The sequence below is a fragment of the Streptomyces sp. ISL-43 genome (genome assembly GCF_018614195.1).
Classification (GTDB): domain Bacteria; phylum Actinomycetota; class Actinomycetes; order Streptomycetales; family Streptomycetaceae; genus Streptomyces.
The window spans coordinates 34720-41707 of record NZ_JAGGOT010000038.1 but is presented as its reverse complement, the minus strand read 5'-3'; the positions used below and the strand labels follow the sequence as shown (position 1 = coordinate 41707).

Below are 6988 nucleotides of genomic sequence, written 5' to 3'. Positions count from 1 at the left end.
CCGCACCGGTTAAAGAACAAGTTAGGGCGAGCTGTGTCGGGCGGCGTCCTTGCGGGCCAGGTCGCGGGAGCGGCGGGCCGGGCCGCGCCAGCCGCAGGTGCAGGCGGCCAGCGAGAACGAGCCGCGGTCCGAGGTGCTCGTGGAGTGTCCGACGGGATCCTGGCCCACCGGTCCCACGGGATCGCGGGGCAACGGCACGGCGGCAAGCGGAGGGACGAGAGTCGCTTCGGTGTGCGGGTCCACGCCACCACGGTACCGGGCCGGGGCGGGGTGGGGGACTGCCCCGCACCGGGCGCCTCTCCGACACGGAGCCGGGGCCTGGACCCGCCCCGGGCGGTTCACAGGGGGGTTCGGGGCGCGGTGACGAGCCGTTCGTGCGGGGGGCCGGGCCGTGACGGGAGACCCCGGACCTCGTTAAGCGGAGCGGGTGGGCCTCGGGCAAACAGCGGTCACGCGTTGGGGGTTGGCAGGCGATGGTGGTGCACCAGCACAGGCGGAGGCCGGGACGCGCAGAGGCGGCGTTCGCGGTCGGCCTGGCTCTCACGGTGGCGGCGTTGAGCGGATGCGGCGGCGACGCGGTCGCCGGCGACGACGCCCGGCCCGCCGGCGACCCGGCGGCAGCGGTTCGCGGAGCCGCCGACGCGCTGGTGAAGACCGGCAGCGCGCGGGCCCGTACGGCGATGGAGATGGCGACCGGCGGCACCCGGGTCACGATCCGGGGTGAAGGCGGGGTCGACTTCAAGAACCGGATGGGCCAGCTCCTGGTGATGCTCCCGGACGACGCCCAGGGCAAGGCCGAGCACCGGCCCATCACCGAACTGCTGGTGCCCGGCGCGCTCTACATGAAGAACCGGGGCGCCGGCGTCCCCGACGACAAGTGGGTACGGGTCGACACGACGGCCCTCGCCGACGGGAACCTCGTCACGGGCGGGGCCACCGACCCGATGGCCGCCGCCGAGCTGCTGCGCGGCGCGCAGGAGGTGAGTTACGTCGGCGAGACCGAGGTGGCCGGGACCAAGGTGCGGCACTACCGGGGTACGACCGACATCGCGCGGGCCGCGGCTGCCGCCTCGCCGGCGGTGAAGGGAGCGTTGGAAGCGGCGGCGAAAGGGTTCAGCAAGGGTGCGGTGCCGTTCGACGCGTACCTCGACGCCGAAGGCCGGCTGCGGAAGGTCCGCCACCGTTTCACCTACGTCAACAATGGCGTGATCGATGTGTCCTCCACCACGCTGCTCTACGGCTTCGGGACTCCGGTCACCGTCGTATTGCCGGCAGAAGGGGACATTTACGCGGGGAAGATCGCCGACTAGCCGCCCGGGCCCTCGCGGGGCGGCGCGATCGGGCCATGCCGGGTATCCGGAAATGGTCCATCCGTGTCATGCGCGCCGCGCCGTGCGCTCCCTACGCTGAGAAACCGAGCGCCGACGACCGGACGACAGCAGAGAGAGGTGACACGAGTGACTCCCGCTGGCGGTACGACGGTGCAGGACAACGTGGCTCTCGCCGAGATCGAGCTGTGCGGCGAGCTGATCATCGCGGCATCGGCCGCGGCCGGGGAGCGGCTGAGCCAGGACCGCATCGACGAGGTGCTGATGGGCATCTGGTCCGGCTGACCGGACGGGCATCCGCTCCGGCCGGGCCGCCGTCGGTCAGGTGCGCAGCAGCCGGGCGATCGCCTTGGTCGCTTCCTCGACCTTGGCGTCGATCTCGCCCCCGCCCTTGACGGCCGCGTCCGCGACGCAGTGCCGCAGGTGCTCCTCCAGCAGCTGGAGCGCGAAGGACTGCAGCGCCTTCGTGCTCGCCGAGACCTGGGTGAGTATGTCGATGCAGTAGACGTCCTCGTCGACGAGCCGCTGGAGCCCCCGGATCTGGCCCTCGATCCGCCGCAGTCGCTTGAGGTGCTCGTCCTTCTGGTGGTGGTAGCCGTGCACCGTGCCGGGAGCGGTGTGGGTGCCCGCTTCGGCTCCGGAGCCCTCCGCCTGGATGGCAGTCATGCGTCCTCCCGTGGTCCGGATCGAGGGATGCATACCCCTCATGGGTATAGTTTACCGGCCTCCGCCGTGAGGGGAGGGGCCCGTGGTCCTCACTCTGCCTGATGGAGGACACTGGGGAACTGCCGGTTAGCCGTGGCCGGGGGATGCGCCTAGCATCAGCCTGACCGAATCCAATGCACCCCGAGGACCTCACGTGCGATTTCGTCTGACCCCCAGGGAGACGAGCTTCTACGACATGTTCGCCGCATCCGCGGACAACATCGTCACGGGCTCCAAGCTCCTGATGGAACTGCTCGGAGCGGACTCCTCCGCCCGAGCCGAGATCGCGGAGCGGATGCGGGCAGCGGAGCACGCGGGGGATGACGCCACCCACGCGATCTTCCACCAGCTCAACTCCTCCTTCATCACGCCGTTCGACCGCGAGGACATCTACAACCTGGCGTCCTGCCTCGACGACATCATGGACTTCATGGAGGAGGCGGTCGACCTGGTCGTCCTCTACAACGTGGAGGAGCTCCCCAAGGGCGTCGAGCAGCAGATCGAGGTACTGGCGCGCGCGGCCGAGCTGACCGCCGAGGCCATGCCGCACCTGCGCACCATGGAGAACCTGACCGAGTACTGGATCGAGGTCAACCGCCTCGAGAACCAGGCCGACCAGATCCACCGCAAGCTGCTCGCCCAGCTCTTCAACGGCAAGTACGACGCCATGGAGGTGCTGAAGCTGAAGCAGATCGTCGACGTGCTCGAAGAGGCGGCCGACGCGTTCGAGCACGTCGCGAACACGGTGGAGACCATCGCGGTCAAGGAGTCCTGAACCTCGTGGACACCTTTGCTCTGATCGTGACCATCGGTGTCGCGCTCGGTTTCACCTACACCAACGGTTTCCACGACTCGGCGAACGCGATCGCGACCTCGGTCTCGACCCGTGCGCTGACGCCGCGCGCCGCGCTCGCCATGGCCGCGGTGATGAACCTCGCCGGCGCCTTCCTCGGCAGCGGGGTCGCCAAGACGGTCAGCGAGGGCCTGATCGAGACGCCCCACGGGAACCGGGGCATGTGGATCCTGTTCGCGGCGCTGGTCGGCGCGATCGTGTGGAACCTGATCACCTGGTACTTCGGCCTGCCCTCGTCCTCCTCGCACGCCCTGTTCGGCGGCATGGTGGGCGCGGCGCTGGCGGGTGGCACCGAGGTGCTCTGGTCGGGTGTGCTCGACAAGGTCGTCATCCCGATGTTCGTCTCGCCGGTCGTCGGCCTCGTCGTCGGTTACCTGGTGATGGTCGCCATCCTGTGGATGTTCCGCCGCGCCAACCCGCACAAGGCCAAGCGCGGATTCCGCATCGCGCAGACGGTGTCGGCGGCCGGCATGGCGCTCGGCCACGGTCTGCAGGACGCGCAGAAGACGATGGGCATCGTGATGATGGCCCTGGTCATCGCCGATGTGCAGAACACGGGCGACGCGATCCCGGTCTGGGTCAAGATCGCGTGTGCCGTGATGCTGTCGCTGGGCACCTACGCGGGCGGCTGGCGCATCATGCGCACCCTCGGCCGCAAGATCATCGAGCTGGACCCGCCGCAGGGCTTCGCGGCGGAGACCACCGGCGCCTCGATCATGTTCGGCTCGGCGTTCCTCTTCCACGCGCCGATCTCCACCACTCACGTGATCACCTCGGCGATCATGGGCGTGGGCGCGACCAAGCGGGTGAACGCGGTCCGCTGGGGCGTCGCCAAGAACATCATCCTGGGCTGGTTCATCACCATGCCGGCCGCCGCCCTCGTGGCCGCGATCAGCTTCTGGATCGTGAACCTGGCCTTCGTGAACTAGCCGTACGGGCACCAGCGCGGCGGCGAACGAAAGCGGGCCGGCTCCCCCCACCCAGGGGGAGCCGGCCCTTTCGCCGTGCGGTGGCACCGCCATGCAGCACCGCAGGACGTGTGGTGGCCACGCGGCGGGGCCGCGTGGTGTCCGGGTCGGTTCAGCCGAAGCGGCCGGAGATGTAGTCCTCGGTCGCCTGGACGGACGGGTTCGAGAAGATCCGGTCCGTGTCGTCGATCTCGACGAGCTTGCCGGGCTGGCCGACCGCGGAGAGGTTGAAGAAGGCGGTGCGGTCGGAGACGCGGGCCGCCTGCTGCATGTTGTGCGTCACGATGACGATCGTGAAGCGCTCCTTGAGCTCGCCGATCAGGTCCTCGATGGCGAGCGTGGAGATCGGGTCGAGGGCCGAGCAGGGCTCGTCCATGAGGAGGACCTGCGGCTCGACCGCGATGGCGCGGGCGATGCACAGGCGCTGCTGCTGGCCGCCGGAGAGGCCGGAGCCGGGCTTGTTCAGGCGGTCCTTGACCTCGTTCCAGAGGTTGGCGCCCTGCAGGGACTTCTCGACGATCTCGGCCAGCTCGGACTTCTTGAAGGAGCCGTTGAGGCGCAGGCCCGCCGCCACGTTGTCGAAGATCGACATGGTGGGGAAGGGGTTCGGGCGCTGGAAGACCATGCCGACCGTGCGGCGGACCGCGACCGGGTCCACGCCGGGGCCGTACAGGTTCTCGTCGTCCAGCAGCACCTTGCCCTCGACGCGGCCGCCGGGGGTGACCTCGTGCATGCGGTTCAGGGTGCGCAGGAAGGTGGACTTTCCGCAGCCGGACGGCCCGATGAAGGCGGTCACGGAGCGGGGTTCCACGGTCATCGAGATGTCGTCGATGGCCTTGTGGGTGCCGTAGAAGGCGGACAGTCCGCTGACGTCGATTCGCTTGGCCATGAGGGTTACTTCGCTTTCATGTGGTCACCGCGGCGGAGCCGCTGACGGACTCGCTTCTAGCGACCGGTCTTGGGGGCCTTCCAGCGGGCGATGCCGCGGGCCACCAGATTGAGGATCATGACGAAGGCGATCAGGACGAGCGCTGCGGCCCATGCCCGGTCGTAGGAGGCTTCACTGCCGACCTTGTACTGCTCCCAGATGTAGAGGGGGAGCGAGGACTGGGGGCCTTCGAAGGGGTTGTTGTTGATCAGCTGGGAGCCGAAGACCAGCAGCATGATCGGGGCGGTCTCACCGGCGATGCGGGCCACTGCCAGCATGACACCGGTCGAGATGCCGCCGATAGCGGTGGGCAGCACGACCTTGAGGATCACGCGCCACTTGGGCACACCGAGGGCCAGGGCGGCCTCGCGCAGCTCGTTCGGGACGAGCTTGAGCATCTCCTCGGTGGAGCGGACCACGACGGGCATCATCAGGATCGACAGGGCCATCGCGCCGGCGAAGCCGGAGGGGCCGAAGCCGAGCATCAGGTTCCAGGTCGTCAGGATGAACAGACCCGCGACGATGGAGGGGATGCCGGTCATGACGTCCACGAAGAAGGTCACGGACTTGGCGAGCGCGCCCCGGCCGTACTCGACCAGGTAGACGGCGGTCAGCAGGCCGATGGGGGCCGCGATCGCGGTGGCCAGGCCGACCTGCTCGATGGTGCCGAGCAGTGCGTGGTAGACGCCGCCGCCGTGGTCGAAGCTGGTCACGCCGTTCATCGAGTGGCCGAGGAAGTCCGCGTCGAGGGCCTTCATGCCGCGGCTGATGGTGGTCCACAGCAGCGAGAGCAGCGGGACGACGGCGAGGACGAAGCAGACCCAGACGACGGAGGTCGCGACCCGGTCCTTGGCCTGGCGGCGGTTCTCGACCACCGAGCTGGCGGTGTACGTGACGACCACGAAGAAGACGGCCGCGAGCAGACCCCACTGGATCTTGCTGTGGAGGCCGAGGAGGGTGCCGAGGCCGCAGCCGAGTGCGGTCGAGAGGACCGCGATGCCGGCCGGGGCCCAGCGGGGCAGGTGGCCCTGCGTCAGGCTGCTGGGGGTGACGGACTTGCGGGCCCGGGAGGGGCGCGGGGCCTGGAGTGCGTGGCTCATCAGGCGTTCGCCCCCGAGAAGTCCTTGCGACGGGCGATGATCAGCCGGGCGGCGCCGTTGACCAGCAGGGTGAGCAGGAAGAGCACGAGGCCGGAGGCGATCAGGGCGTCGCGGCCGAACTCGTTGGCCTCGTCGAACTTCGCGGCGATGTTCTGCGCGAACGTGCCGCCGCCCGGGTCCAGGATGTGGCCGGAGATCAGGAAGCTCGGCGAGAGGACCGTCGCGACGGCCATGGTCTCGCCGAGGGCACGGCCGAGGCCGAGCATCGAGGCGGAGATGACTCCGGAGCGGCCGAAGGGCAGTACCGACATGCGGATGACTTCCCAGCGGGTCGCGCCGAGGGCCAGGGCGGCCTCCTCGTTCATGCGCGGGACCTGCAGGAAGACCTCGCGGCTGACGCTGGTCACGATCGGGAGGATCATGATCGCGAGCAGGATGCCGACGGTGAAGAGCGAGCGCGCGACGCCGACCTGGGTCTTGTCGAAGACGTAGGTCCAGCCCATGTACTCGTCGAGCCACATGTTCAGGCCGCCGAGGTACGGGACGAGGAAGAGGGCGCCCCAGATGCCGTAGATGATCGACGGCACCGCGGCCAGCAGGTCGACCACGTAGGCGAGCGGGGAGGCCAGCTTGCGCGGCGCGTAGTGCGAGATGAAGAGGGCGATGCCGACGGCGATCGGAACCGCGATGAGCATCGCGATGATCGAGCTGACGACGGTGCCGAAGAGCAGGACGGCGATGCCGAAGACGGGGGGCTTGGCCGACGCGTTCCAGTCGAACGTGGTGAGGAAGTTGCCCTCGTTGTCGGCCAGGGCGATCGAAGCACGGTAGGTGAGGAAGGCGGCGATCGACGCCATGATCACCAGGAGCAGGATGCCGGAACCCTTGGACAGGGCGGCGAAGACCTTGTCACCGGCGCGGCCGGTCGGCCTCTTGCTCGTGGAGACCGGCGGAGCCGTGTCTATCTGGGTGGGTGTGGTGGGAGCCATGTTCTTTCCGGTCTGGATGGGGGGCAGGCCCCCTGTCGGCGGTGCACCGGATCCCCTGGGTGGAGGGGAGGGGTCCCCGGGCCGGTCCGCGCCCCGGACGGGGGGAGCGGGCCGGGG

Annotated in this window: 9 protein-coding genes; 4 read left to right on the top strand and 5 right to left on the bottom strand. The window is 69.2% G+C overall.

Annotated elements, in window-relative coordinates; genetic code table 11:
• Positions 1-21: 21 nt before the first annotated feature.
• On the bottom strand, positions 22-243 hold the full coding sequence (locus J7F03_RS22770; RefSeq protein ID WP_214952286.1) for a hypothetical protein: 222 nt from the start codon (positions 241-243) through the stop codon (positions 22-24).
• A gap of 230 nt (positions 244-473) precedes the next feature.
• Between J7F03_RS22770 and J7F03_RS22765 the strand changes: the two genes are divergently transcribed.
• Positions 474-1310, top strand: coding sequence for a hypothetical protein (locus J7F03_RS22765; RefSeq protein ID WP_214952276.1), 837 nt, complete (start codon positions 474-476; stop codon positions 1308-1310).
• A 147-nt stretch (positions 1311-1457) separates the two neighbouring features.
• A complete protein-coding gene (locus J7F03_RS22760) occupies positions 1458-1613 on the top strand; it encodes a hypothetical protein (protein ID WP_214952274.1) in 156 nt (51 codons plus the stop codon).
• Between the two features lie 36 nt (positions 1614-1649).
• On the opposite strand, the gene J7F03_RS22755 is transcribed toward J7F03_RS22760, so the two are convergent.
• A complete protein-coding gene (locus tag J7F03_RS22755) occupies positions 1650-1994 on the bottom strand; it encodes a metal-sensitive transcriptional regulator (protein ID WP_251072319.1) in 345 nt (114 codons plus the stop codon).
• 193 nt (positions 1995-2187) lie between these two features.
• Between J7F03_RS22755 and J7F03_RS22750 the strand changes: the two genes are divergently transcribed.
• Together J7F03_RS22750 and J7F03_RS22745 are read left to right on the top strand one after the other, a co-directional pair.
• A complete protein-coding gene (locus tag J7F03_RS22750) occupies positions 2188-2808 on the top strand; it encodes a DUF47 domain-containing protein (protein ID WP_214952272.1) in 621 nt (206 codons plus the stop codon).
• 5 nt (positions 2809-2813) lie between these two features.
• Entirely contained in the window at positions 2814-3815 is a 1002-nt protein-coding gene (locus tag J7F03_RS22745) for an inorganic phosphate transporter (RefSeq protein WP_214952270.1), read from the top strand.
• A 151-nt stretch (positions 3816-3966) separates the two neighbouring features.
• Here J7F03_RS22745 and pstB read toward each other — a convergent pair whose 3' ends face one another.
• Genes pstB through pstC form a run of 3 tightly spaced genes read right to left on the bottom strand, consistent with a single transcriptional unit; the run spans position 3967 to position 6871 of the window.
• Positions 3967-4743: a phosphate ABC transporter ATP-binding protein PstB gene (gene pstB, locus J7F03_RS22740; RefSeq protein WP_112449306.1), complete on the bottom strand. Its 777-nt coding sequence runs from the start codon at positions 4741-4743 to the stop codon at positions 3967-3969.
• A gap of 56 nt (positions 4744-4799) precedes the next feature.
• Positions 4800-5882, bottom strand: a complete 1083-nt coding sequence (gene pstA, locus J7F03_RS22735; protein WP_214952268.1) for a phosphate ABC transporter permease PstA — start codon at positions 5880-5882, stop codon at positions 4800-4802.
• A complete protein-coding gene (gene pstC, locus J7F03_RS22730) occupies positions 5882-6871 on the bottom strand; it encodes a phosphate ABC transporter permease subunit PstC (RefSeq protein WP_214952266.1) in 990 nt (329 codons plus the stop codon). Before pstC ends, pstA begins: the two co-directional genes overlap by 1 nt.
• Positions 6872-6988: the final 117 nt, after the last annotated feature.

Coding starts and splice junctions, on each gene's coding strand:
- J7F03_RS22765 (WP_214952276.1), top strand. CDS start 474: ATGGTGGTGCACCAGCACAGGCGGAGGCCGGGACGCGCAGAGGCGGCG.
- pstB (WP_112449306.1), bottom strand. CDS start 4,743: ATGGCCAAGCGAATCGACGTCAGCGGACTGTCCGCCTTCTACGGCACC.
- pstA (WP_214952268.1), bottom strand. CDS start 5,882: ATGAGCCACGCACTCCAGGCCCCGCGCCCCTCCCGGGCCCGCAAGTCC.
- J7F03_RS22755 (WP_251072319.1), bottom strand. CDS start 1,994: ATGACTGCCATCCAGGCGGAGGGCTCCGGAGCCGAAGCGGGCACCCAC.
- pstC (WP_214952266.1), bottom strand. CDS start 6,871: ATGGCTCCCACCACACCCACCCAGATAGACACGGCTCCGCCGGTCTCC.